General features: G+C 72.8%; 20 protein-coding genes. 7 read left to right on the forward strand and 13 right to left on the reverse strand.

Going from position 1 to position 21,995, the window contains the following annotated elements:
• The first annotated feature begins 264 nt into the window (after nt 1-264).
• Entirely contained in the window at nt 265-1,002 is a 738-nt protein-coding gene (locus ACFW48_RS33415; RefSeq protein WP_386321562.1) for a 3-keto-5-aminohexanoate cleavage protein, read from the forward strand.
• 23 nt (nt 1,003-1,025) lie between these two features.
• Here the strand turns inward: ACFW48_RS33415 and soxR are convergent, their stop codons facing one another.
• A complete protein-coding gene (soxR, locus tag ACFW48_RS33420; RefSeq protein ID WP_386321565.1) occupies nt 1,026-1,553 on the reverse strand; it encodes a redox-sensitive transcriptional activator SoxR in 528 nt (175 codons plus the stop codon).
• 130 nt (nt 1,554-1,683) lie between these two features.
• On the opposite strand from soxR, the gene ACFW48_RS33425 reads away from it, so the two are divergent.
• Nucleotides 1,684-2,145, forward strand: a complete 462-nt coding sequence (locus tag ACFW48_RS33425; protein ID WP_386321568.1) for a MaoC family dehydratase — start codon at nt 1,684-1,686, stop codon at nt 2,143-2,145.
• On the opposite strand, the gene ACFW48_RS33430 is transcribed toward ACFW48_RS33425, so the two are convergent.
• The 3 genes from ACFW48_RS33430 to ACFW48_RS33440 all read right to left on the reverse strand — a co-directional run bounded on the left by ACFW48_RS33430 (nt 2,136) and on the right by ACFW48_RS33440 (nt 4,369).
• On the reverse strand, nt 2,136-2,780 hold the full coding sequence (locus tag ACFW48_RS33430; RefSeq protein WP_386321571.1) for a TetR family transcriptional regulator: 645 nt from the start codon (nt 2,778-2,780) through the stop codon (nt 2,136-2,138). The genes ACFW48_RS33425 and ACFW48_RS33430 overlap by 10 nt on opposite strands.
• Nucleotides 2,781-2,865: 85 nt before the next feature.
• Complete coding sequence (locus tag ACFW48_RS33435) at nt 2,866-3,156, reverse strand: YiaA/YiaB family inner membrane protein (RefSeq protein ID WP_386321574.1); 291 nt, start codon at nt 3,154-3,156, stop codon at nt 2,866-2,868.
• A gap of 61 nt (nt 3,157-3,217) precedes the next feature.
• Entirely contained in the window at nt 3,218-4,369 is a 1,152-nt protein-coding gene (locus ACFW48_RS33440) for an acyl-CoA dehydrogenase family protein (protein ID WP_386321577.1), read from the reverse strand.
• A gap of 89 nt (nt 4,370-4,458) precedes the next feature.
• Here ACFW48_RS33440 and ACFW48_RS33445 point away from each other — a divergent pair, with 89 nt between their 5' ends.
• The 3 genes from ACFW48_RS33445 to ACFW48_RS33455 all read left to right on the forward strand — a co-directional run bounded on the left by ACFW48_RS33445 (nt 4,459) and on the right by ACFW48_RS33455 (nt 6,883).
• Nucleotides 4,459-5,100, forward strand: coding sequence for a TetR/AcrR family transcriptional regulator (locus ACFW48_RS33445; RefSeq protein ID WP_386321580.1), 642 nt, complete (start codon nt 4,459-4,461; stop codon nt 5,098-5,100).
• A gap of 46 nt (nt 5,101-5,146) precedes the next feature.
• Nucleotides 5,147-5,860 carry an ArsR/SmtB family transcription factor gene (locus tag ACFW48_RS33450; protein WP_386321583.1) on the forward strand — a complete coding sequence of 238 codons (714 nt, stop codon included), beginning with the start codon at nt 5,147-5,149 and terminating at the stop codon, nt 5,858-5,860.
• Between the two features lie 63 nt (nt 5,861-5,923).
• Nucleotides 5,924-6,883, forward strand: coding sequence for a DMT family transporter (locus ACFW48_RS33455; RefSeq protein WP_386321586.1), 960 nt, complete (start codon nt 5,924-5,926; stop codon nt 6,881-6,883).
• Here the strand turns inward: ACFW48_RS33455 and ACFW48_RS33460 are convergent.
• From ACFW48_RS33460 to ACFW48_RS33500, 9 genes are all read right to left on the reverse strand, one after another.
• The gene (locus ACFW48_RS33460; protein WP_386321589.1) at nt 6,875-8,200 is read right to left on the reverse strand and encodes an MFS transporter; all 1,326 of its coding nucleotides are present in this window, start codon (nt 8,198-8,200) and stop codon (nt 6,875-6,877) included. The two genes, ACFW48_RS33455 and ACFW48_RS33460, sit on opposite strands and share 9 nt — an antisense overlap.
• Nucleotides 8,201-8,464: 264 nt before the next feature.
• Entirely contained in the window at nt 8,465-9,562 is a 1,098-nt protein-coding gene (locus ACFW48_RS33465) for a Zn-dependent alcohol dehydrogenase (RefSeq protein ID WP_386321592.1), read from the reverse strand.
• 20 nt (nt 9,563-9,582) lie between these two features.
• Nucleotides 9,583-10,971, reverse strand: a complete 1,389-nt coding sequence (locus tag ACFW48_RS33470; protein WP_386321595.1) for an aldehyde dehydrogenase family protein — start codon at nt 10,969-10,971, stop codon at nt 9,583-9,585.
• A gap of 123 nt (nt 10,972-11,094) precedes the next feature.
• Nucleotides 11,095-12,441, reverse strand: a complete 1,347-nt coding sequence (locus ACFW48_RS33475) for an ABC transporter ATP-binding protein (RefSeq protein WP_386321597.1) — start codon at nt 12,439-12,441, stop codon at nt 11,095-11,097.
• A 688-nt stretch (nt 12,442-13,129) separates the two neighbouring features.
• On the reverse strand, nt 13,130-14,377 hold the full coding sequence (locus ACFW48_RS33480) for an MFS transporter (protein ID WP_386321600.1): 1,248 nt from the start codon (nt 14,375-14,377) through the stop codon (nt 13,130-13,132).
• Nucleotides 14,378-14,446: 69 nt separating this feature from the next.
• Nucleotides 14,447-15,916: a CitMHS family transporter gene (locus ACFW48_RS33485; RefSeq protein WP_386321603.1), complete on the reverse strand. Its 1,470-nt coding sequence runs from the start codon at nt 15,914-15,916 to the stop codon at nt 14,447-14,449.
• A 140-nt stretch (nt 15,917-16,056) separates the two neighbouring features.
• Complete coding sequence (locus tag ACFW48_RS33490) at nt 16,057-18,300, reverse strand: molybdopterin oxidoreductase family protein (protein WP_386321606.1); 2,244 nt, start codon at nt 18,298-18,300, stop codon at nt 16,057-16,059.
• Between the two features lie 127 nt (nt 18,301-18,427).
• Nucleotides 18,428-19,045 carry a TetR family transcriptional regulator gene (locus ACFW48_RS33495; protein WP_386321607.1) on the reverse strand — a complete coding sequence of 206 codons (618 nt, stop codon included), beginning with the start codon at nt 19,043-19,045 and terminating at the stop codon, nt 18,428-18,430.
• A 69-nt stretch (nt 19,046-19,114) separates the two neighbouring features.
• Nucleotides 19,115-19,684, reverse strand: coding sequence for a hypothetical protein (locus ACFW48_RS33500; protein WP_386321610.1), 570 nt, complete (start codon nt 19,682-19,684; stop codon nt 19,115-19,117).
• A 180-nt stretch (nt 19,685-19,864) separates the two neighbouring features.
• Between ACFW48_RS33500 and hmgA the strand changes: the two genes are divergently transcribed.
• Nucleotides 19,865-21,214 (forward strand): homogentisate 1,2-dioxygenase, encoded by a 1,350-nt coding sequence (hmgA, locus tag ACFW48_RS33505; protein WP_386321612.1) that lies wholly within the window; start codon nt 19,865-19,867, stop codon nt 21,212-21,214.
• Nucleotides 21,215-21,240: 26 nt separating this feature from the next.
• On the forward strand, nt 21,241-21,990 hold the full coding sequence (locus tag ACFW48_RS33510) for a GntR family transcriptional regulator (RefSeq protein ID WP_386321615.1): 750 nt from the start codon (nt 21,241-21,243) through the stop codon (nt 21,988-21,990).
• The last annotated feature ends 5 nt before the right edge of the window (nt 21,991-21,995 follow it).

Consider the following 21,995-nt stretch of genomic DNA (forward strand, 5'->3'; position numbering starts at 1 on the left):
CAGGCCGGCTCCTGGCGACGGTGTCTTGCGACTGACGCGAGCGGGGTCTGGTGCGTGCGGCCGCGAGGCGGAGGAGGGCGGCAGGGCAGAGCCCTGGCACCCGACAACGCCGCAGACGCGCGTGCCAGACCCCGCGACCCCGGCAGGATCCGAACGACGTCCCCTGACCGACCGCGGAGGTGTGCCGGGGATGCCGCACCTCCGACGGCCCGTACGGTCTCGCGGCCCGCGGGTGTTGTCAGTGGCGCCCCGCACCATGGGGGAATGGTGCAGGTGTGTGTGAACGGAGCCCGAGGGAGCGAAGACGGCACGGCGGTGCCGCTGTCGCCGGAGGCGATCGCCGATTCCGTGGCCGCGGCGGCGGCCGCCGGAGCCACGGATGTCCATGTCCATCCCAAGACACCGTGCGGACAGGACACGTTGTCGCCCCGCGTGCTCGCGGCCACGCTGGAGGCGATACGCGCACGGGTGCCGGCGTCGGTGCCGGTCGGCGTGACGACGGGCGCCTGGGCCGAGCCCGATCCCGCCGCCCGGGCGGCCCAGGTACGGAGCTGGACGACCCTGCCCGACCACGCCTCGGTCAACTGGCACGAGCCGGGCGCCGAGGAGGTCGCCGCCGCCTTGATCGAGCGCGGGGTGGGTGTGGAGGCCGGCATCTGGTCGGGCACGGACGGCGCGGCCCTGTTCCTGCGCTCACCGCTCGGGCCGAAGGTGCTGCGGGTCCTGGCGGAGGTCACGGACACCGACCCGGCGACCGCGGAGGACTCCGCGCTCGCCCTGCTGACCGAACTCGGCACGGCCCGCGGCCGCCCCGTCCTGCTGCACGGCGAGGACGCCGGTGCCTGGCCGGTCCTGCGCCTGGCCGGGCGGCTGGGCCTCCCGGTCCGCATCGGCCTGGAGGACACCCTGTTCCTACCGGACGGCCGCCGGGCCGCGTCCAACGCCGAGCTGGTCACCGCGGGGCTGGCCGAGTGGGTCGCGGCACGACAGGGCGGAGTCTGACGCGGGGTCGGGTCGCCGGATCGTCAGTCGCAGCACTCCACTTCCGGTCCGCGGCCACGGCTCGTGGCCGCGGCCTTGCGACGGGTCGTGGAGTCGCGGCGCTCCACCAGCAGGCGAGAGCCGGTGAGGCGCTCGCCGAAGACGTCGTCGGGGTTGGACAGGACACAGGTGTCCAGGGACAGGCAGCCGCAGCCGATGCAGTCGGTGAGGTGGTCGCGCAGCCGGTTCAGCTGCTTGATCCGCTCGTCCAGTTCGGAGCGCCAGGCCTCGGAGAGCCGGGCCCAGTCGTCCTCGGTGGGCGTGCGCCCCTCCGGCAGCTCGGCGAGCGCCTCGCGGATCGTGGCGAGCGGGATGCCGACACGCTGCGCCGCGCGTACGAAGGCGACCCGGCGCAGCGCGTCGCGGCTGTAGCGGCGCTGGTTGCCCGAGGTGCGGCGACTGCTGATCAGCCCTTTGGACTCGTAGAAGTGCAGGGCGGAGACGGCGGCGCCGCTGCGCGCGGCGAGCTGGCCGACCGTGAGCTCGTGGATCTTCTCGGGAATCTGAGGCACTCCTCGAACCCTACCGACCCCGTCACCCGTGCGGCGCCCTCCGGCCCGTTGACATGAGCTTCGCGCGCGACCATGCTAAGCAGTTGCTTAGAGTCGCGTGAGTAGGTCGAGCGAGCAGAGAGGCCGGGACATGGCAGAGCCGAGGATCTTCACATCCGCCGACGAGGTGAAGGCGGCGGTGGGCGAGCAACTGGGGTACACCGACTGGCTGGACGTCGACCAGAAGCGGATCGACCTGTTCGCCGAGGCGACCGGCGACCATCAGTGGATCCACGTGGACCCGGAGAAGGCGGCCGCGGGCCCGTTCGGCACCACCATCGCGCACGGCTATCTGACCCTGTCGCTGCTCCCGCTCTTCGGACCGCAGCTGATCGCGGTCGAGGGCGTGAAGATGGGCGTCAACTACGGCACCAACAAGGTCCGCTTCCCCTCCCCCGTCCCGGTCGGCTCGCGGCTGCGCGCCACGGCGACGATCACCGGCGTCGAGGACGTCAAGGGAGGGATCCAGGTGGCCCTCGCCTTCACCGTGGAACGCGAGGGCGGCGACAAGCCGGTGTGCGTCGCCGAGTCGGTCTCGCGCTACTACCTCTGAGCGGCGCCGGACTGTTCGGCTCCCACCATCCGCAGCACGAGGTCGGCGTAGAGCGCGCCGACCTCGTCGGGCGTCCGGGGGCCGTTCACGTTGAACCAGCGGGCCACGTCGATGCAGAGCGACAGCACGGCGAGCGTCGTGCCCTTCACGTCCGGCACGTCGAACTCGCCCGACGCCACACCGTCGTCGATGATGCCGCGCACCGCGGCATCGCACTGCCGGCGCAGCGTGAGGATCTCGTCGCGGGCCTCGGGGCCGAGCGCGTCCAGCTCGTACTGCACCACCCGCGCGGTCGTGCGCCGCCCGGCGTGCCAGCGCACGAAGGAGCTGACGGCGTCGGCGAGCCGCTCTGCGGCACTGCCCTCACCCCGGGCCGCGGCCCGCAGGATGGCGACCGCCCGGTCGTGGCCGATCCGGCTGATGCGGTGGAGCAGCTCTTCCTTGGTCTTGTAGTGGATGTAGAGCGCGGCCGGGCTCATGCCGGCGCGCCCGGCGATGTCGCGGGTCGTGGTCGCGTGGTACCCGCGCTCGGCGAAGGCCTCCACCGCGGCGACCAGGAGCCGCCGGGCCGCGTCCGGGGTGACCTCTGCCCACGGCTCGATGTCGCCGCCCGTCGTCTCGGCCGCCGTACTCATCGCTTGTTCGCCCCTCTCGGTGACAGGAGCACCACCATACCGCCGAAGCTGAGCGATCGCTTAGTGCGGCCGTCGGGCGGACACGTCACCCGAGCTTCTCGAAGGGGTCGTGCTCGGCGAGGAGCTTGTCCAGCCGGGCCTGGTCGACGCGACTCACGATCTGCCCGGCCTCCTGGCGATCGCGGATGATCTTGGCCAGCGTGAAGGCCGAGGTGACGAGGTACAGGACGGCGACGGCGAGGAAGGCACGTACCCAGGCGTCGGCCTGGAGGTTGTAGATGCCGACGGCGGTGGCGATCATCGCCACCGCGAACGAAGCCACGGCCTGTCCGTAGAAGGCTGCCGTGTTCTGCTGCTTGACCGGTGTGTCACTCATGGGGAAAAGGATCGGCGGATGTGGCCCGGGCCACATCCGCCGTCGTACTCAGTCCAGATACTCAGAAGGCCGAAACCCCGGTCAGCGCGCGCCCGATGACCAGCTTCTGGATCTGACTGGTGCCCTCGTAGAGGGTCATCACGCGCGCGTCGCGCAGCAGCTTGCCGGCCGGGTACTCGTCGATGTAGCCGTAGCCGCCGAAGACCTGGAGGGCGTTGTTCGCGGCGCGGACGGCCGCCTCCGAGGCGAACAGCTTGGCCTTGGAGGACTCGACGGTGAAGGGCTGCCCGCGGTCGATCAGGTCGGCCACCCGCCAGGTCAGCAGCCGGGCCGCGTCCACGTCGAGGGCGATGTCGCTGATCAGCTCCTGCACCAGCTGGTGGTGGGCGATGGTCTTCCCGAACTGCTCGCGCTCGCCCGCGTACTTCACGGCGGCGTCCAGTGCGGCCTGGGCTATGCCGACGCAGCCGGCCGCGACCGACATCCGCCCCTTGGCGAGGGCCGACATGGCGACGGAGAAGCCCTTGCCCTCGGGGGCCAGCATGGCGGAGGCGGGGACGCGGACGTCCTCCAGAACCACCTCGGCGGTGGCCTGGCCGCGCAGCCCGAGCTTGCCGTGGATGGTGCGGCGGCTGAGCCCGGGCGTGTCGGTGGGCACGAGGAAGGCGGAGACGCCCTTGTGGCCGGGGGCGTCCGTGGAGCGGGCGAAGAGCAGCACGACATCCGCCCAGGTGCCGTTGGTGATGAACATCTTCGTGCCGTTGATGACGTAGTCGTCGCCGTCGCGGACCGCGCGGGTGGAGAGGTTCCCGGCGTCCGACCCCGTGCCGGGCTCCGTGAGGCCGAAGCAGCCGACGTACTCGCCGGAGGTGAGCCCCGGCAGCCAGCGCCGCTTCTGCTCCTCGTCGCCCCAGGCGGCGATCGTCTTGGCGACCAGGCCGAGGGAGACGGACACGATCCCGCGCACGGAGCTGTCGCCACGGCCCAGTTCCTCCGTCACCAGGCAGTACGCGAGGTGGTCGCCGCCGGAGCCGCCGTACTCCTCGTCGACGGTCAGCCCGAGGAAGCCGACCTCGCCGAGCTTCTGCACGATGGACCGGTCCACCTCCTCGGCACGGTCCCAGGCGACGACGTGCGGGGCGATCTCGCGCTCCACGAAGTCCCGCGCGAGCTGCCGTACGGCGCTCTGCTCCTCGCTGAGCCCCAGGTTCATGCCGAGTCACCCCAAAGAAGACGGACCTTGAAAGCCGGACTTTTAAATTAGCACTGCTAGTTTATAGCCGCAGCCCTACTATGTGCGCCATGGCCCGACCGCGCAAGCCCCTGCTCAGCACCGACCGGATCGTCGAGACGGCCCGCGCGCTGGTGGACGCGGAGGGCCTCGCGGCCGTCTCCACGCGCCGGCTCGCCGCGGAGCTGGGAGTCAGCGGGCCCTCGCTCTACAACCACTTCCGCACCAAGGACGAGATCCTGGAGGCGGTCGCCGACTCGGTGAGCGCGCAGGTCGACCTGTCGATGTTCGAGGACGGCCGGGAGTGGCGGACGGCGCTGCACGACTGGGCCGTCTCCTACCGGGCGGCGCTGCGCGACCACCCCAACGTCGTCCCCGTTCTGGCCCACGGCCCCGGCCGCCGCCCGGCCGCGCTGCATCTCGCGGACGCCGTCTACGGCGCGATGGTCGCGGCGGGCTGGCCCCCGGCCCAGGCCACGTCCATCGGCGCGCTGATGCGGTACTTCATCATGGGCTCGGCGCTGGGTTCCTTCGCCGGCGGCTTCGTGGACGACGCCGGCGCCTACGATCCCGCCGACTACCCGCACCTCCAGCAGGCGCACCTCCTGGCCGAGCAGCAGGAGAAGATCGACGAGCGGGCCTTCGAGACCGGGCTGACGGCGCTGCTGGACGGGCTGGCGCAGCAGTACGCGCAGGTGGCGCGGGGCGCCTGAGACACTTCGGTGCCCACCGAACCGTGCGTCACGCATCCTGGGACGCATGACCGACAAGGACGCCGAAGCGCCCGGGCTCGCGCGGCTGGCCGGGCTGATGGCCGACGAGACCAGGGCCGCCTGCCTGCTGGCGCTGCTCGACGGGCGGGCGTGGACCGCCGGTGAGCTGGCCCGGCACGCGGGGGTCGCCGCTTCGACGCTGAGCGAGCACCTCGGCAAGCTCGTCGCGGGCGGGCTGCTCGCCGAGGAGCGGCAGGGGCGGCACCGGTACGTGCGGCTGGCCGACGAGCGGGTCGCGCAGCTGGTGGAGGACCTGGCCGCGCAGGTCGCCCCGGCAGCCGCGGCACGGCGTCCGCGCACCCTGCGGGCGGCCGGCGCCGGGTCGGCGATGGCCCGGGGGCGTACCTGCTACGACCACCTCGCCGGGCGGCTCGGCATCACGGTCACCGACGCGCTGACCGGGCGCGGCCTGCTGCGCCAGGACACCGGCTTCGCACTCACGGACGCGGGGCTCGGCTGGTTCGAGACCGCCGGCATCCCCCTGACGCCCAGCGGCCGCCGGCCGCTGGCCCGGGCCTGCCTCGACTGGACCGAACGCCGTCCGCACCTCGCGGGCGTCGCGGGCGCGGCCCTGTGCCGGCACGCCCTGGACACGGGCTGGTGCGTACGCATCGGCTCGGAGCGCGCGGTGAAGGTGACGCCGGCGGGCGAGGAGGCGCTGTCCGAGCTGCTGGGCATCGACCCGGCGGGGCTGCGCTGAGCACCGGTTCCCGGTCCGAAATCCGCCAGCGGGAACAATGTCCCGCTGCTTAGCCTCTGGAGCATGATGAGCACCGCCCGTCCCGCCCCCTTTCGCCGTCCGGAAGTCCTCGCGGCAGGCGCCGCCACGGTCACCGTCGTCCTGTGGGCCTCCGCCTTCGTGTCGATCCGCAGCGCGGGCGAGGCCTACTCGCCGGGCGCGCTGGCACTCGGGCGGCTGCTGTCGGGCGCGCTGACGCTCGGCGTGATCTGTCTGCTGCGCCGGGAGGGACTGCCCGCGCGGCCCGCCTGGCGGGGCATCGCGATATCGGGGCTGCTGTGGTTCGGCTTCTACATGGTCGTCCTGAACTGGGGCGAGCAGCAGGTGGACGCCGGCACGGCCGCCCTCGTGGTGAACGTCGGCCCGATCCTCATCGCGCTGCTCGGCGCCCGCCTGCTCGGGGACGCGCTGCCGCCGCGGCTGCTGGCGGGGATGGCGGTGTCGTTCGCGGGTGCGGTGACCGTGGGCCTGTCGATGTCCGGCGAGGGCGGTTCCTCGCTGTTCGGGGTGGTGCTGTGCCTGCTGGCCGCCGTGGCGTACGCGGGCGGGGTGGTCGCCCAGAAGCCCGCGCTGGGGCACGCGAGCGCGCTCCAGGTGACGACCTTCGGGTGCCTGGTCGGGGCGGTCCTCTGCCTGCCGTTCACGGGGCAGCTGGTGACCGAGGCGGCCGACGCGCCCGTCTCCGCGACGCTCAACATGCTGTACCTGGGCGTGTTCCCGACCGCGCTGGCGTTCACGACGTGGGCGTACGCGCTGGCCCGTACGACCGCGGGCCGTATGGGCGCGACCACGTACGCCGTGCCCGCGCTCGTCGTCCTGATGTCGTGGCTGGCGCTGGGCGAGGTGCCGGGGCTGCTCACCCTGGCGGGCGGCGCGCTGTGCCTGGCGGGCGTGGCGGTGTCGCGGTCCCGGAAGCGGGCGCGGGCCGCGGCCCCGGACGAAGTCACGGAGTCGCGGCCCGAGAACGCCTCGCGGTCAGCGTGAACGCGCCCTGTCGGACAGCACCTTGATGGACACCAGGGCTATCACCGAGAGACCGATGATGTAGCCGGAGACGGCCATCGAGGTGCCCGTCGCCTCCAGGAGCAGCACCATGACGAAGGGCGCGAGCCCGCCCCCGCCGACGGCCGCGATCTGGTAGCCGAGCGAGGCGCCGGTGTAGCGCATCTCCGGCGTGAACAGCTCGGCGAACAGGGCGGCCTGGGGGCCGTACATGATGCTGAGGAAGCAGCTGGCGACGAAGGTGCCGACCGCCAGCCACACCAGTGAGCCGGTGTCGATGAGCAGGAACAGCGGGACGGCCCACACCGCGATGCCGACCGCGCCGACGGTGTAGACCCGGATGCGGCCGAACCTGTCGGACAGGGCGGCGGCGGCCGGGATCAGCACGAGCTGGGTGAGGCTGACGCAGAGCGAGACGGCGAGCACCGCGCCGTGCTCCATGTCCAGTTCGCGGGTGGTGTAGTCGAGGACGCCGGTGATGAGGATGTAGAACGTCGCGGTGTTCACGGCGAAGGAGCCGCCGGCCAGCAGCACGGTGCCGAGGTGATCGCGCATGATCGTGCGCAGCGGTGAGGACTGCTCGCCCTGCTCCTTCTCGGCCAGCGCCCGCTCGGCCTCCCGGAACTCGGGGGTCTCCTCGACGCGGGTGTGGATGTACCAGGCGAGTCCGAGGACGAGCAGGCCGACCACGAACGGCACCCGCCAGCCCCAGGCCTCGAAGGCCGACTCGGAGGTGAACGCACCGGCCAGCAGGAAGACGGTGTTGGCGGTGACCACGCCGATGGGGACACCGAGCTGGACGACGCTGCCGTAGATGCCGCGCTTGCCCTCGGGGGCGTACTCGGTGGCCAGCAGCATCGCGCCGCCCCACTGGGCGCCCACGGCGATGCCCTGGACAATGCGCAGCAGGACCAGCAGGATCGGGGCGGCCACGCCGATGGTCTCGTACGTGGGCAGCAGGCCGATGCCCGTGGTGGCCACGCCCATCAGGGTGAGCGCGAGGACCAGCATCGGCTTGCGGCCCTTCTTGTCGCCGAGCTGGCCGGCGACGATGCCGCCGATGGGCCGGGCGAGGAACCCGACGGCGAAGGTGGCGAAGGCGGCCAGGACCCCGGCGGTGGGGCTGCCGGCCGGGAAGTACAGGTCGCCGAGGACGAGGGCGGCGGCGATGCCGAAGACGAAGTAGTCGTACCACTCGACGGCCGACGCGAGGGCGGCGGCGGTGGCGACGCGTCGGCGGTTGGGGGCGGTGGGCGGGGCGGTGGCGGGGAGGCGCTGAGCGGAGGGGGTGGTGTCCATACGTGCACGCTCCGGGTGGTACGGGGGACGTCGGGGACGTGTGGGACGTTCCCGGGAACGTACTGACCGGACGGTATGTGGTCAACGGTCGTGCGGGATGTTTATCGAACGGCAAGCGTGACGACGTGGGTCGGGAGCGCGGCGGCGCGAACGGCACGCGGGCACGCGGGCACGCGGGCCGGGGCGGCCCCGGCGCCCTCGTGCCCCACGTGCCTGCGTTGCCTGCGATGCCTGCGATGCCTGCGATGCCTGCGATGCCTGCGGCTAGAACACCACCAGCGCCCGCCCGCCCTTGCCCGCCAGCATGTTCTCGAAGGCCGCCGGGATGCCGTCCAGGGCGATCCGCTCCGTGACCAGGGAGCCCAGGTCCAGGCGTCCGGCGCGAACGTGTTCGGCCAGCACCGGGAGGTCCCGGGCGGGGTCGGCGTTGCCGTAGACGCAGCCGGAGAGGGTGCGGCCCCAGTGGAAGATCTCCAGGGCGTTGAAGGTGACCTGCTGGTCCTTGCCGCCGATGCCGACGACCGTGGTGCGGCCGCCGCGCCGGGTGGACTCCCAGGCGGTGCGGATGGTGACCGCGCGGCCGACGCACTCGACGGCGACGTCGACGCCCTGCTTGCCGGTGAGGGCGCGGACCTCGCGGGCGGTGGTGTCGGAGGCGACGAGGTAGTCGGTGGCACCGGCGGCGCGGGCCAGCTCCTCCTTCTCCGGGGAGACGTCGACGGCGACGATCTTCGAGGCGCCCGCGATCCGGGCCGCCTGGAGGGTGGCCAGGCCCACTCCCCCGACGCCGAACACGGCGACCGTCTCGCCCTCGCGGACCTTCGCCGAGTGGTGGACGGCACCGTAGCCGGTGAGGACGGCGCAGCCGAGCAGGGCGGCGTCGGTGAGCGGGATGCCGTCCGGGACGGGCAGGACGCAGTCGGCGCTCACGACCGTCTCCTCGGCGAACGCGGCGACGTTCAGGCCGGGGTGCAGGTCGGCGCCGTCGTCGGCACGGCGGGCGTGCACGTTGGCGGCACCGGCCAGGGCGTTCGCGCACAGCCAGACCTCGCCGAGCGAGCAGGCGTGGCAGGCACCGCAGGACGGGGCCCAGTTGAGGACCACGTCGTCGCCGGGCGCGACGCGGGTGACACCCTCGCCGACGGCGAGGACCGTGCCGGCGCCCTCGTGGCCGAGGACGGCGGGGAGCGGCACACGCATGGTGCCGTTGGACAGGGACAGGTCGGAGTGGCAGACCCCGGCGGCGGCGAGCTTCACCCGGACCTGCCCCGGACCGGGCTCGGGCAGCTCGATCCCGGTGACCTCCAGCGGGACGCCTACGGCGGGTACGACGGCGGCACGGACAGCGGTACGGACGGCCATGACGTGGACTGCTCCCTGGCTCAGAACTGGAGGGACTTGGTCTGGAGGTACTCGGACAGGCCGTGCGGCCCCAGTTCGCGGCCCACGCCGGACTGCTTGTAGCCGCCGAAGGGCGCCAGCGGGTTGAACCGGCCGCCGTTGATGTCGACCTGGCCGGTGTCCATCCGGCGGGCGAAGGCGACGGCCTCCGCCTCGTCACCGGCCCAGACGGCGCCGGCGAGGCCGTAGACGGTGCCGTTGGCGATCCGGAGGGCGTCCTCCTCGTCCTCGTAGCGGAGGATGGACAGGACCGGCCCGAAGATCTCCTCCTGGGCGATGGTCATGTCCTCGCTCACGTCGGCGAAGACGGTCGGGCTGACGAAGTAGCCCTGCTCGCGCGGGGCTTCGGGGCCGCCCGCGACGACGCGCGCGCCCTCGGCGACGCCCTTCTCGATGTAACCGCGCACCCGCTCCTGCTGCTTGGCGTTCACGACCGGGCCGATCCGGTCGCCGTACTTCGCGGCGGCCTCGGCGGCCAGTGCCACGGCCTCGTCGTACCGGTCGGCGTGCACGAGCATGCGGGTCCAGGCGCTGCACGTCTGGCCGGAGTTGGACATGACGTTGGCGACGCCGACGTTCACGGCCTTGGCGAGGTCGGCGCTCGGGAGGATGACATTGGCGGACTTGCCGCCGAGTTCGAGGGCGACCTGCTTGACGGCGGCGCCGGCGAGGGCGCCGATCCGCCGGCCCACGGCCGTGGAGCCGGTGAAGGAGACCAGGTCGACGCCGGGGTGTTCGGCGAGGGCCTGCCCGGCGACCGGGCCGAGGCCGGTGACCAGGTTGAAGACGCCCGCCGGGACGCCGGCCTCGTGCACCGCCTCCGCGAAGAGCTGGGCGGTGAGCGGGGTGTCCTCGGCGGGCTTCAGCACGATGGTGCAGCCGGCCGCGAGCGCCGGGGCGACCTTGGCGACGATCTGGTGGAGCGGGTAGTTCCACGGGGTGATGGCCCCGACCACGCCGATCGGCTCGTGGTGGACGACGGAGTTGCCGATCTTCTCCTCGAAGGCGTACGTCGCCGCCAGCTCGGCGTAGGAGCCCGCGACCGCGATCGGGGCGGCGGCGTGCACGGCCTGGGAGAACTTCAGCGGCGACCCCAGCTCGGCGGTGACCGTCTCGGCGACCTCGTCCTTGCGTGCCACCAGTACGTCCCGCAGGGCGGCCAGGCGGGCGGCCCGCTCGGCGGGCGGGGTGGCGGCCCAGGCCGGCAGGGCGGCGCGGGCGGCCCGTACGGCGGTGTCGACGTCCAGGGCGGTGCCGGCGGGTACCTTGCCGATCACCTGCTCGTCGGCCGGGTTCACGACCTCGATCGCGTCCCGGCCGTCGGCGGGCCGCCAGGCTCCGTCGATGTACATGCCGTCATGTGCCTTCATCGCGTTCCTTCCGGGCGGGCCTCGTCGTCCGCGCCCCAAACTAGCGCCGATAGTTTTATGGCACCAGGGGCGGCCACCATGGTGGCGCGGCTCACCCTCCCGGCGGCCCCGGTCCCGACGGGCTCACTCCTCCAGGTCCGGCAGCCGCGCCGGGGCGGGGCAGATCCGTTCGCCGTGCTGGTCGAAGACGAACAGATGGGCCAGGTCGACGAGGAGGGGGACCTGCATGCCGTGGCGCAGGTCGATGTCGGGGGTGGTCCGGACGATCAGGTCACCGGGGAGGCGGCCGTCGGGGGCGGCGACCGCGGGTCCGGCGCCCCCTGCGTCCTCGGGGTCGTCCATGACCACCACCGGTCCGGCGCGCAGGGCGCCCGCCCGCTCCCTCAGCCGGTCCAGGACCGTGCCGTCGCGGCGGCGGCGCCTGGCGGGGCGGGTGGCGGGGCGCGGCGCCTCCAGATCCGGTACGACGGCCGGCCGCGAGCCGGTGTTGAAATGGACGAGGACCTCGTGCCCCTGGAACTCGACGTGCTCCACCAGGCCGGTGAGCAGCACCTCGCCGGGGCGGGCGGAGGCGGGTTTCGCGATCCGTACGGCCTCCGAGCGCAGGCCGACGATGACCTCGCGGCCCTGCTGCACGCGGAGCAACTGGTGGTCCAGGGAGAGCGGTTCGGGCAGGCGCAGGAACTGCTTGCCCAGGCTGATGGTCATCGCGCCGTCGAGCGGCGCGCGGACCAGGCCGCGCAGGAGGTTGATGCGCGGGGTGCCGATGAAGGCGGCGACGAAGACGTTGCGCGGCAGGGCGTACACGGCGCGCGGGCTGTCCACCTGCTGGAGCACGCCGCCGCGCAGGACGGCGACACGGTCGCCGAGGGACATGGCCTCGGACTGGTCGTGAGTGACGTAGACCGTGGTGACGCCCAGCTCCCGGGTCAGTTTGGTGATCTCGGCGCGCAGGTGGTTGCGGAGCTTGGCGTCGAGATTGGACAGCGGCTCGTCCATCAGGAAGGCGCTGGGGTGGCGGGCGATGGCCCGTCCCATGGCGACGCGCTGGCGTTCGCCGCCGGAGAGCTGGGCGGGGAAGCGGTCGAGGAGGTCCTCGATGCCCAGCATGCGGGCGGTGGCGTCCACGCGGGGACCGGGGTCGGTCTGGGGGGCCTCGACGCGCAGCGGGAAGCCGATGTTCCCGCGGGTGGTCATGTTCGGGTACAGGGCGAAGTTCTGGAAGACCATCGCCATGCTCCGCGCGGCGGGGAGCAGGTCGTTGGCGTACGCGCCGTCCAGCAGCAGCCGCCCGTCGGTGATCTCCTCCAGGCCGGCGATCATGCGCAGCACGGTGGACTTGCCGCAGCCGGAGGGGCCGAGCAGGACGAGGAACTCGCCGGGCGCGATGTCCAGCGACAGCCGGTCCACCACGCGGACGCCTCGCGCGTAGGTCTTGCTCACGTCGTGCAGGGAGATGGCGCGTGTCATGGGAGGTGCCCCCGGGGGCTCACTGAGCGCTGGTGCTCCGCGGTCGGACGCCCTCGTGCGGGTCGTACGGGGCGTTTGAGTCACGGAAGTTAACGGAATGTGCGCGGCCGGGGGAAGACGCTGGACCGTATCTCGGTGCCACCGTCCATCTGGTGAGAAAGCGGACGGCCGAATTCAGGGACGGGGCGTCTCAGGCGGCGGACCGGGTGTCTGCGGCGCGGTCCGGCGGACGAGTGGGTGGGAAGTGCGTGCGGGCGCCGCGGGGGAGGCGGGCGGGATGCGGCGGACGGGGCCCTGGCCGCCCTAGCGGGCCGACCGGCGCAGCGGGCGGCGGCGGGGCGTGTCGTCGGGGGCGTCGTCGGCGGGCGGGATGTCCGGTGGGCGGCCGGTCCGCGACCGATCCGCGGCCGGTCCGGTGGGCGGCCGATCCGCGGCCGGTCCGGTGGGCGGCCGATCCGCGACCGATCCGGTGGACGGCCGGTCCGCGGCCGATCCGGTGGACGGCCGGTCCGCGACCGATCCGCGGCCGATCCGGTGGACGGCCGGTCCCCGGCCGGTCCGGTGGACGGGGAGCCGGCCGGGGCGCCCGCGACAGGTCCGCGCGCGTGAGGCAGTACGAAGCGCGTGCGGGCGCCGGAAGCACGCGGCGGGGCGGGCAGGCCTCGCGGCGGACGGGGCCCTGGCCGCCCTAGCGGGCCGACCGGCGCAGCGGGCGGCGGCGGGGCGTGTCGTCGGGGGCGTCCTCGGTGGGCGGGTGGTTCGCGCGAGGTTCGGTGGACGGGGCGCGCAGGGCGATGCCCGAGGACAGGAGCAGCAGGGCGCCGAGCATCACGAACGGCGCGGCCACGCCCGCGACGCCGGCGATGAGGCCCGCCGCGGCGGGGGCGGCTACCTGGCCGAGGCGGTTGCCGGTCAGGCGCAGGGCGAGGGCGGTGGAGCGGGCTCCATCGGGAGCCGCCTGGACCACGGTCGTCATGGACAGCGGCTGGCCGACGCCGAGGCAGAAGCCGAGGACGGCCAGCATCAGCGCGAGCGCCCACACCGGCACCGGCAGCGCGACACCGGCGCACAGCAGGGCGGCCAGCAGACACGTGACCGTGAGCAGCGCGGTGCGGCCGAGCAGCCGCAGCAGGGGCGTCAGTACCAGCCGGCAGGCGATGGTGGCCGCCGCGCGGAGGCTGAGCAGTACGCCGATCACGGCCGGGGAGATGCCCCGGTGCTCGCCGACCACCGGCAGGTAGGCGGTGAGGATGTCGGTGGCGGACAGTACGGACAGGCTGATCAGGATGCCCGCGGGCACGCCCCGGGCGCGCAGGATGCTCCCCACGGGCACGCGCGCGCCCGCCTCCGTACGGGACTTGGCGGCCCCCGGGTGCTCTATGCGCCACAGCGACGTGAACGCGACCGCCGCGCCCGCGCCCGCCACCACCAGGGCCAGGGCGCTGCTGCCGGCCATGTCGTGGCCGCCGATCAGCGCGCCCGCCGCGATGGGCCCGACGAGTTGGCCGAGCGAGGCGCCGATGGTGAAGTGGCCGAAGTTGCGGTCCTGTTCGTGCGGCGCGGACTGGCGGGCGACCAGCGACTGGGCGCCGATGACGAAGCAGAGGTGGCCGAGGCCCATGACGCCGCTCCACAGGGCCATCGCCCACAGGGAGCCCGCGATGCCGCTCAGCGCGCAGCCGCCGGCGATGAGCACCACGCCGACGGGGAGCAAGGGCGCGCAACGACCGTGGTCGGTGCGGCGGCCGAGCGGGACGGCGGCGAACAGCGGCAGCAGCGCGTACACGCCGGCGATGACGCCGACCGCCTGTTCGTCCGCGCCCAGCGCGAGGGCCCGGTAGGAGACGGCGGGCCGGGCCATCGACACCGCCCCCTGCGCGAAGCCGAAGGCGATGACGAGGCGGAGCAGCCAGCCGCGGTTTCCACCGGGCGCCATGATCGTGTCCTTCCCGCAGACCCGAACCGCCGGCTCCCTGAACGAATCCCCGGGGAGCCGGGCCCATCATCAGATGATGCCGAAGAGGATGCCCGCCGCGAGAATGACGAGGCTCGTCAGGACCGCCCACTTCACCACGAACCGCGTGTGGTCGCCGAACTCGACCTTGGCCATGCCGACCAGGACGTAGACGGCCGGGACGAGCGGGCTGGACATGTGCAGCGGCTGGCCGACGATCGAGGCGCGGGCGATCTCCAGCGTCGACACGCCGTGCGCCTGACCGGCCTCGGCGAGCACCGGCAGGACGCCGAAGTAGAAGCCGTCGTTCGACATGAAGTAGGTCAGCGGCAGGCTCAGCAGACCGGTGACCAGGCCCATGTGCGGGCCCATTCCGTCGGGGATGGTGTCCACCAGCCAGTTGGCCATGTGGTCGACCATGCCGGTGCCGGTGAGGACGCCGGTGAAGACGGCGGCGGCGAAGACCATGCCGGAGACGTTGAGGACGTTGTCGGCGTGGGCCGCGATCCGGGCCTTCTGGTCGGGGATGTGCGGGAAGTTGACGGTGAGCGCGAGCGCGGCGCCGAGCAGGAAGAGCACCGGGATCGGCAGCACCTCCATGATCATGGCGCTGAGCAGCGCGACCGTGAGCAGCGCGTTGAACCAGTACAGCTTGGGGCGCAGGGTGGGCCGGTTCGGGTCGAGGCCCTTGAAGTCGTCGTCGGAGGCGTCGGAGTCGTCGGACCCCTGGGACTCGCCCTCCCTGGCGGCGGCACCCGATCCGCCGGAGCCCGCGGCGGACGCGGACGACGCCTTGCCGGCACCGGCACCGGCACCGGCACCGGCACCGGAGGCCGTGCCCGAACCCGCGCCGACCAGCACCGTCTCGCTCTCCGGCTCCCGCACCAGCGCCTCGTCCAGCGTCAGCGCGCCCAGCCGCCTGCGCTCGCGCAGACCCAGCACGTACGACAGGGTGATGACCGCGAGCAGTCCGACGGCCAGGGCCGGGATCATCGGGACGAAGATGTCGGTGGCGTCGACCTTCAGGGCGGTGGCGGCGCGGGCGGTGGGGCCGCCCCAGGGCAGGGTGTTCATCACACCGTTGGCCATCGCGGCGACGCCGGTCATCACGACCAGGCTCATCTTCAGGCGCTTGTACAGCGGGTACATCGCCGAGACCGTGATCATGAAGGTGGTGGAGCCGTCGCCGTCCAACGAGACGATGGCGGCGAGCAGGGCCGTACCGACGACGATCCGCATCGGGTCGGCCTTGCAGAACTTCAGGATGGCCCGGACGATCGGGTCGAAGAGCCCGACGTCGATCATCACCCCGAAATAGACGATCGCGAACATGAGCATCGCCGCGGTGGGGGCGAGGCTGGACACGCCGTCGATGACGTAGTCACCGAGGTGGGCGCCCTTGCCGACGAACACGCAGAACAGCGCGGGGATCAGCACGAGCGCCGCGATCGGCGACATCTTCTTCATCATGATCAGGACCAGGAAGGTCGCGATCATGGCGAAGCCGAGGATGGTCAGCATGAGTGAGTACCTAACGTTCGCCCTTGAACATCCCACCGGGGCAGGCGGTGCGAGCGACGTTAGGTGCCGCAAAGCAGCGTTAACAAGACGTTGACATGCGAGCAATAAGCGCAAAACTCCAGGTCACAGCTGTACGCCGGTCAGGACCTGGGCGCGGGAGTGATCGCGACGGGTATGCCGTTGAGGACCGCGTTGCCCGAGAGCGGGTCGAGCAGGGTGCCGTCGAGGAGCTGGTTGACGTTGGCACCGGGCTCGGTGGCGGCGTGGGTCAGACGGGTACCGGGGCGGTCGTGGCCCCAGCCGTGCGGAAGGCTAACCACGCCCCGCCGCACCGCGTCGGTGACCTCCGCGGGGGCGGTCACCTCTCCCCCGGCGCCCGTCACGCGCACGGGCTCTCCGCTGCGCACGCCGAGCCGTTCGGCGTCGTCGGGGTGGAGGTGCAGGGTGCAGCGGTTGGAGCCGCCGGTGAGCGCCGGGATGTTGTGCATCCAGCTGTTGTTGGACCTCAAATGGCGCCGGCCGACGAGGACGAGCCCGTCGGGCCGCTCGGTCAGGGCCTGCCGCAGACGCGGCAGATCGTCGGCGATCGGCCCCGCCAGCAGCTCCACCTTGCCGCTGCGGGTCTTCAGCGGCTGCGGCAGCCGCGGACGCAGCGGGCCGAGGTCGACGCCGTGCGGGTGCGCGAGCAGCCGCTGAAGGGACAGCCCGTCGGGCCGTACGCCGAAGCCGTCGCCGTAGGGGCCGAGGCGCAGCATCATGTCGAGCCGCCGCTCGGGGCCGTTCTCGCCGGTGAGCTGGGCGGTCAGCTCGCCCGGATCGCGTCCGTGCACGGGTGAGTGCGGCTCCCGTACGGCCTTGCCGAGGGTCTGTTCGATCACCATGGCGTCGACGGCGGCCGGGTCGGCGCCGTGCCTGCCGGTGGCGGCCAGGGTCAGCCGGGCCAGGATCTCGGTCTCGGCCATGCGGCCGGGTTCCAGCGGGACGGCGGGGCGGGTGTAGCGGACCTGGTTGCGCACGGCGAGGGTGTTGAGGGCGAAGTCGTGGTGCGGGCTCTGCGCCGGCGGGGGCGGCGGCAGGACGACGTGGGCGTGGCGCGAGGTCTCGTTGAGGTAGGGGTCGACGCTCACCATGAAGTCGAGCGAGGCCAGCGCCTTGTCGAGCCGGTCGCCGTCGGGTGCGGACAGCACGGGGTTGGCGGCGATGGTGACCAGCGCGCGGACCGGCTCGCCCGCCTCGACGGCGGTGGCGGTGTCGATCTCCTCGGCGAGGGCGGACAGGGGCAGTTCGCCCTTGGCCTCGGGGTGCCGACTCACCCGCGAGTGCCAGCGGCCGAGCGCGAACCCGTGGCCGGGTCCGGCGGGGCGGGGCGTCCTGTCGGTGGCGGCCTGTGGGAAGAGGGCGCCACCGGGCCGGTCGAGGTTGCCGGTGAGGATGTTGAGGACGTCCACGAGCCAGCTGGCGAGCGTGCCGTGCGGGACGGTGCAGCTGCCGATGCGGCCGTAGACGGCGGCGGTGGGGGCGGCGGCGAGTTCGCGGGCGAGGGCGCGCGTCACGTCGGCGTCCACGTCGCAGGCGGCGGCGACGGACTCGGGGGTGAAGTCGCGTACGGCGTCCCTGACTTCGGTGGCCCCGACCACGTGCGGGGCCAGTTCGCCGAGGTCCACCAGGCCCTCTTCGAACAGTACGTGGGCCATCGCGGCGAGGAGCAGGGCGTCGGTGCCGGGGCGGATCGCCACGTGCCGGTCGGCGAGTCTGGCGGTGCGGGTGCGGCGCGGGTCGATGACGGTGAGGGTGCCGCCGCGGGCCCTGAGCGCCTTGAGGCGGCCGGGGAAGTCGGGAGCCGTGCACAGACTGCCGTTGGACTCCAGCGGGTTGGCGCCGATGAGGAGCAGGTGGTCGGTGCGGTCGAGGTCGGGCACCGGGATGGCGCCCGCGTCGCCGAAGAGCAGCCCGCTGGAGACGTGCTTGGGCATCTGGTCGACCGTCGACGCGGTGAAGAGGCTGCGGGTGCCGAGGGCGCCGATCAGGACGGTCGGGTAGAGGGCGCCGGCCATGGTGTGCACGTTGGGGTTGCCGAGGACGACGCCGACGGAGTTCGGCCCGTACCGCTCGACGACGGGCCGGACACCGGCGGCGACCGCGTCGAACGCCTCCTCCCAGGTGGCCTCGCGCAGCTCGCCGTCCCTGCGCACCAGGGGGGCGCGCAGCCGGTCGGGGTCGGAGTCGACGGCCCCGAAGGAGGCGCCCTTGGGGCAGATGAACCCGCGGCTGAAGACATCGTCGCGGTCCCCTCGGGCCGCGGTGACCGTGGTGCCGTCGATGGTGAGCGCCAGGCCGCAGGTGGCCTCGCACAGGGGGCAGATACGCAGGGCGGTGCGGGACACGGGTCCTCCCGTAGGGCGGCGGCGGCGACGCTCTCTCGCGGCGAGCATACCGACCGGTAGGCATGTTGGGGAGTCCTGGCAGATAATCCCGGCAAGCCCCGCCGGAGGATCGTGGGGCACCCGCCCGTCAGTCGAGCACCCGCCCCAGATACGCCCGCAGCAGTTCCCGGGCCTCCTCGATGATCTTCTCGTCCCCGCCCGGCGCGACCCGGAAGGCGAGCTGCACGAGGGTGTCGGCCGTCTCCACGGCGACGAGGAAGACGCGGCGCAGATCGTCGTCGGGGCGGCGGCCCAGGTAGCCGGAGAGCAGTTCGGTGAGCCGGTCGGCGACCCGGTGGTTGGGGACGGCGTGGCGGCCGCCGACCGGTATCTGGTTGCCGAAGTCGATCAGGGAGAAGCCGGGTGCGGTCCGCTTCATCGCCAGGTACTCGTCGAGCACCGCGTCCAGCGCCCCGCGCCAGCCGCCGTCGCCCGTCTCCGTCAGCCGTTCGGTCACGCGCTCCGCGTAGCGCTCCAGGTTGCGCTGGGCCAGCGCGTCGGCCATCTGCCGCTTGTTGCCGAAGAAGCGGTACACGGAGCCGATGGGGACGTCCGCGCGCAGCGCCACGGCCCGGGTGCTCAGGGCGTCGTAGCCGACCTCGTCGAGGAGGTCCGCGCAGGCGTCGAGGATCCGGGTGAGCCGTTCGGCGCTGCGCCGCTGCACGGGGGCACGGCGGAGCGAGGTCGCATGGGACACGGTCTTCATGATGCCCTTCCGCCGCGGTCCGGTGAACTGTGACCTTCAGTACGGCGGTGGCCACCGGATCCGCTCACCTCACCGGGCCGCCGTACGCGCGGGAAGCGCCTGGCCCTCGATCTCGTCCGGCTCCGTCGCCTCCGTCGGCTCCGCCCCCGACGCCGTGATGTCCGCCGTGCTCTCGACGGGTTCGCCGTCGACGGCCCAGACGGTGCCGTCGTCGGCGTACAGGCGGACCGTGAGCTGGTGGGTGCCGCGGGGCACGAGATCGGCGGCGAGGCGGTACTCCGGTCCGCGCAGGCGGGTGAGGAGGTCGCCGTCGAGGAAGAGGTGGGCGACGCCGCGGCCGGCCACCGCCTTCGCCTCCGTCCCGGCCGGCGAGAACCTGAAGCCGCGGACGGCCAGGCGTACGTCCCAGCTGTCGTCGGTCTCGGGCTGCACCTCGACACCGACCTCGGGAGCGTGCTCGCCGTCCACCTCCCGGTAGCGCCGGCCCTCCTCGTCGGTGGCGTCGAGCAGCCTGCCCACCGGCGCGGCCGAATCCCGCGCGTCCGGTTCGCCCGTATCACCGGAGCCGCAGCCGACGGGTCCGGTCAGCAGCAGGACACAGACCGCGAGCACGGCGAGCACTCCCCGCATCCACGACATGACGGGAGACTAGAACACCGGTCCGACAGTCCGGATCCCCCGGGGGTCTGGTTCCGGTCATCCTCCCCAGGGACGACCCGCGTGGACCAGAACCCCGTACGACCTCTTGCGCACGGGAAACCGCAATCCTACGGTGTCCCATAGGAATCGGGTGGGAATCGGATTGCGAGGGAGCGATCAATGAGCGGGGACGCGCGGAAGACCGCGGAGGGGCTGGCCTACCTGTCCGGTTTCGGCAACGAGCACAGCTCGCAGGCCGTGCCCGGCGCCCTGCCCGAGGGCCGGAACTCGCCGCAGCGGGCGCCGCTGGGACTGTACGCGGAGCAACTGAGCGGCACGGCGTTCACGGAGCCGAGGGCGGACAACCGGCGTTCGTGGCTGTACCGGATCCGCCCGTCGGCCGCGCACCCGGCGTTCACCCGCACGGGCAACGGCGCGATCCGCACGGCGCCCTTCACCCAGGCCGTGCCGGACCCGAACCGGCTGCGGTGGAACCCGCTGCCGGAGCCGGAGGCGGGGACCGACTTCCTGGCGGGCCTGTGGACGCTGGGCGGCAACGGCGACGTCGCCCAACGCACCGGCATGGCCGTGCACCTGTACCACGCCACGGCCTCCATGGAGCGCGTCTTCAGCGACGCCGACGGCGAACTGCTGATCGTCCCGGAGCGCGGCGGCCTGCTGCTGCGCACCGAGTTCGGACTGCTGCACGCCGAGCCGGGCCAGGTGGCGCTGATCCCGCGCGGGGTCCGCTTCCGCGTGGAACTGCTCGACACCGCATCGAACGGCGGGCAGAGCCCGACCGCCCGCGGCTACGTCTGCGAGAACTACGGCGCCCCCTTCCGACTCCCCGACCTCGGCCCGATCGGCGCCAACGGCCTGGCGAACGTGCGGGACTTCATGGCGCCGGTCGCCGCCTACGAGGATGTCGAGGGTCCGGTGGAGGTGGTCAACAAGTTCTGCGGCAACCTCTGGACCGCGACCTACGACCACTCCCCGCTCGACGTGGTCGCCTGGCACGGCAACCATGTCCCGTACGTCTACGACCTGCGCCGTTTCAACGTCATCGGCACCATCTCGTACGACCACCCGGACCCGTCGATCTTCACGGTGCTGACCTCCCCGTCGGACACCCCCGGCCTCGCGGGCGTCGACTTCGTGGTCTTCGCGCCGCGCTGGCTGGTGGGCGAGGACACCTTCCGGCCGCCGTACTTCCACCGGAACGTGATGAGCGAGTACATGGGCCTGATCGAGGGCGCCTACGACGCCAAGACTGCCGGTCCAGGGGGCTTCGTGCCGGGCGGCGGCTCGCTGCACAACATGATGTCGGCGCACGGTCCGGACCGGGAGACCTTCGACCGGGCGAGCGCGGCCGAGCTGAAGCCGCAGCGGATCGACGACGGGCTGGCGTTCATGTTCGAGACGCGGTGGCCGGTGACCCTCACGCCCCACGCGACCCGCGCCGAGCACCTGCAACCCCGTTACGACGACGTCTGGCAGGGCCTGGAGCGTCACTTCCGCCCCTTGCACTGAGGATTCCCTACCGGTACGGATGGCCCGTGACCTCCTTCGCCCCGGACTCCATCGTCCTGAACCGCAAGCTGCCGCTCTGGTACCAGGTGTCGCAGTCGCTGCGCGCCTCGATACTCGGCCGCTCGCCCCGGGACCCGCTGCGCCTGCCCACAGAGGAGCAGTTGGCCGGTCACTACGGGGTGAGCGTGCTGACCATGCGGCAGGCGCTGAAGGAGCTGGAGGACGAGGGGCTGATCACGCGTCACCGCCGGCGCGGCACGTTCATCGAGCCCGACGCCCGGCGGGGCGCCCCGGTGCGGCTGCTGGGCTCGGTCGACGCGATCGTGGCCCAGCAGTCCGGCATGCAGGCCGAGCTGCTGGGCCACGGCACCGGGCCCGTGCCGCCCGAACTCGCCGAGTTCTTCCCGGACCTGGCGGAGACGGCGACGTACCACCGGCTGCGCTGCGACGAGAAGACGGGTGAGCCCACCAACCACGCCCACAACTACGTCCGTCCCGAAGTCGCCGCCCGCATCGACGTGGACGACCTGGCCCGCTGGCCGATGACCAAGGTGCTGCGGGACGTGGTGGGCATGGACATCAGCCGGATCACGGACACCGTGGAGGCCCGGCTCGCGGACCCGGAGACGGCGCGGCTGCTCGAAGTCCCGCTGCTCAGCCCGATCCTGCACTACACGGGCGTCACGTACGACACGGCGGGGCGGGTGCTGGACGTGGCGGTCATCCACTACCGGGGGGACCGTTTCTCCTTCACGGTCACCCTGGATGCCACGTGAGGCCC

The organism is Streptomyces sp. NPDC058812 (genome assembly GCF_042744565.1).
In the GTDB taxonomy this organism is placed as follows: Bacteria; Actinomycetota; Actinomycetes; order Streptomycetales; family Streptomycetaceae; genus Streptomyces; species Streptomyces thinghirensis.

Coding starts and splice junctions, on each gene's coding strand:
- ACFW48_RS33415 (WP_386321562.1), top strand. CDS start 265: ATGGTGCAGGTGTGTGTGAACGGAGCCCGAGGGAGCGAAGACGGCACG.
- ACFW48_RS33425 (WP_386321568.1), top strand. CDS start 1,684: ATGGCAGAGCCGAGGATCTTCACATCCGCCGACGAGGTGAAGGCGGCG.
- ACFW48_RS33430 (WP_386321571.1), bottom strand. CDS start 2,780: ATGAGTACGGCGGCCGAGACGACGGGCGGCGACATCGAGCCGTGGGCA.
- ACFW48_RS33435 (WP_386321574.1), bottom strand. CDS start 3,156: ATGAGTGACACACCGGTCAAGCAGCAGAACACGGCAGCCTTCTACGGA.
- ACFW48_RS33440 (WP_386321577.1), bottom strand. CDS start 4,369: ATGAACCTGGGGCTCAGCGAGGAGCAGAGCGCCGTACGGCAGCTCGCG.
- ACFW48_RS33445 (WP_386321580.1), top strand. CDS start 4,459: ATGGCCCGACCGCGCAAGCCCCTGCTCAGCACCGACCGGATCGTCGAG.
- ACFW48_RS33450 (WP_386321583.1), top strand. CDS start 5,147: ATGACCGACAAGGACGCCGAAGCGCCCGGGCTCGCGCGGCTGGCCGGG.
- ACFW48_RS33455 (WP_386321586.1), top strand. CDS start 5,924: ATGATGAGCACCGCCCGTCCCGCCCCCTTTCGCCGTCCGGAAGTCCTC.
- ACFW48_RS33460 (WP_386321589.1), bottom strand. CDS start 8,200: ATGGACACCACCCCCTCCGCTCAGCGCCTCCCCGCCACCGCCCCGCCC.
- ACFW48_RS33465 (WP_386321592.1), bottom strand. CDS start 9,562: ATGGCCGTCCGTACCGCTGTCCGTGCCGCCGTCGTACCCGCCGTAGGC.
- ACFW48_RS33470 (WP_386321595.1), bottom strand. CDS start 10,971: ATGAAGGCACATGACGGCATGTACATCGACGGAGCCTGGCGGCCCGCC.
- ACFW48_RS33475 (WP_386321597.1), bottom strand. CDS start 12,441: ATGACACGCGCCATCTCCCTGCACGACGTGAGCAAGACCTACGCGCGA.
- ACFW48_RS33480 (WP_386321600.1), bottom strand. CDS start 14,377: ATGGCGCCCGGTGGAAACCGCGGCTGGCTGCTCCGCCTCGTCATCGCC.
- ACFW48_RS33485 (WP_386321603.1), bottom strand. CDS start 15,916: ATGCTGACCATCCTCGGCTTCGCCATGATCGCGACCTTCCTGGTCCTG.
- ACFW48_RS33495 (WP_386321607.1), bottom strand. CDS start 19,045: ATGAAGACCGTGTCCCATGCGACCTCGCTCCGCCGTGCCCCCGTGCAG.
- ACFW48_RS33500 (WP_386321610.1), bottom strand. CDS start 19,684: ATGTCGTGGATGCGGGGAGTGCTCGCCGTGCTCGCGGTCTGTGTCCTG.
- hmgA (WP_386321612.1), top strand. CDS start 19,865: ATGAGCGGGGACGCGCGGAAGACCGCGGAGGGGCTGGCCTACCTGTCC.